Raw genomic sequence first — 1338 nt, forward strand, 5'->3', positions numbered from 1 at the left:
CGGTGAGGAAGAAGTCGCGATTGGTATCCTTCTCAATGCGTTCCAGCGGCTGTCCGGTTTTCTCCGCGATAAAATCGTTGATCTTGCTTCGCAGCTTCAAAATCCGGCGCGCCGTGATATCGATATCGGCTGCGGGACCTTGGGCACCGCCGAGCGGCTGATGCAGCATGAACTCGCTGTTGGGGAGGGCATAACGCATGCCCTTTTCCCCGGCAAGGAAGAGCACCGCACCCATGGATGCGGCAATGCCCATGCAGATCGTTGTGACCTTCGGCTTGATGTAGTCCATCGTGTCCAAAATGGCATAGCCTGCCGAGGTAGAGCCCCCCGGGCTGTTGATATACAGGGATATATCCTTCTCCGGATCGTCGGCGGCCAGGAACAGCAGCTGTGCGATGATGCTGTTGGCCACCACGTCGTTCACTTCGGAACCGAGAAATATAATCCGGTCCTTCAAAAGGCGCGAATAAATATCATAGGAACGCTCGCCAAGCCGGCTTTGTTCCACAACGTAAGGAATTGTGTTCATGTTCATGGCCTCCTTTATATGGGAAGGCACAAGGATCTACGCCGCACAGCGCAGGGACATACCCGTTCCGGAGGACATCCGTGTCCGGCTGAAACCGACCACTGGGGCCTGGTCCGTTGCCGGCTGCAGAGCTTCCATTAGCCGCTGGAGCAACTCAGGCTTCTCCTGCCGGATGGCGGTCAGCAGGATATGGCGAAACTCCTCCTGCTCGACGTCCTTCCAGTGCGGGTCCGGTGAAATGGCTTCGCCGGTGTCTCCGCTGATGTTGCGGCGCGCCCTGTGCAGCAGTGATTTGACTGTCGTTTCATTCAGTTCCAGCATGCTGGCGATATCCGACACCCGGCTCTCAAACACGTCCTTCAGCACGAACACCAGCAGCTGCTTTGGCGTCAGCTTCTCCATTAAGGTGTCGAGCCCGGACAGAAGCGTATCGATCGGGTGATCGGTCGATTGCGGCTCAACCATCGGTTCGGCCGATTCACGCGACCTTTTACGGACGAGATCGATCCAATGGTTGCGGGCAATGGTCATCATAAGCGGCAGGCTGGGCTGCCGCGGAGATGACGGGTCTTTCAGGCAGAAGCGCAGCGTTTTATCGATGGTGTCATGTGCCAGATCTTCGGCATCCCAGCGGTTGCGGGTGACGCTCAGGCAGAATTTTTTCAAACTTGGGTACAGCTCCGAAATATCCTCGCGATGATATCCGGTGTCATGGAATTGACGGATTAACATGTTAATCACACTCCTGTAGAGGCCTCTATAGAGATAACGTTTGAACAGGGGGAAAAGGATACGGGATGCTCATTTTT

At 55.6% G+C, this 1338-nt stretch carries 2 protein-coding genes; both read right to left on the bottom strand.

Features of this window, described 5'->3' with window-relative positions:
• Positions 1-529, bottom strand: a 529-nt coding sequence (locus tag CPT76_RS04050) for an ATP-dependent Clp protease proteolytic subunit (protein WP_105442015.1), incomplete at its 3' end; no start/stop codon positions are given.
• Between the two features lie 36 nt (positions 530-565).
• Positions 566-1261: a sigma-70 family RNA polymerase sigma factor gene (locus tag CPT76_RS04055; RefSeq protein WP_105442016.1), complete on the bottom strand. Its 696-nt coding sequence runs from the start codon at positions 1259-1261 to the stop codon at positions 566-568.
• Positions 1262-1338: the final 77 nt, after the last annotated feature.

The sequence above is a fragment of the Paenibacillus sp. AR247 genome, from assembly GCF_002968895.1.
GTDB lineage: Bacteria > Bacillota > Bacilli > Paenibacillales > Paenibacillaceae > Paenibacillus_AQ > Paenibacillus_AQ favisporus.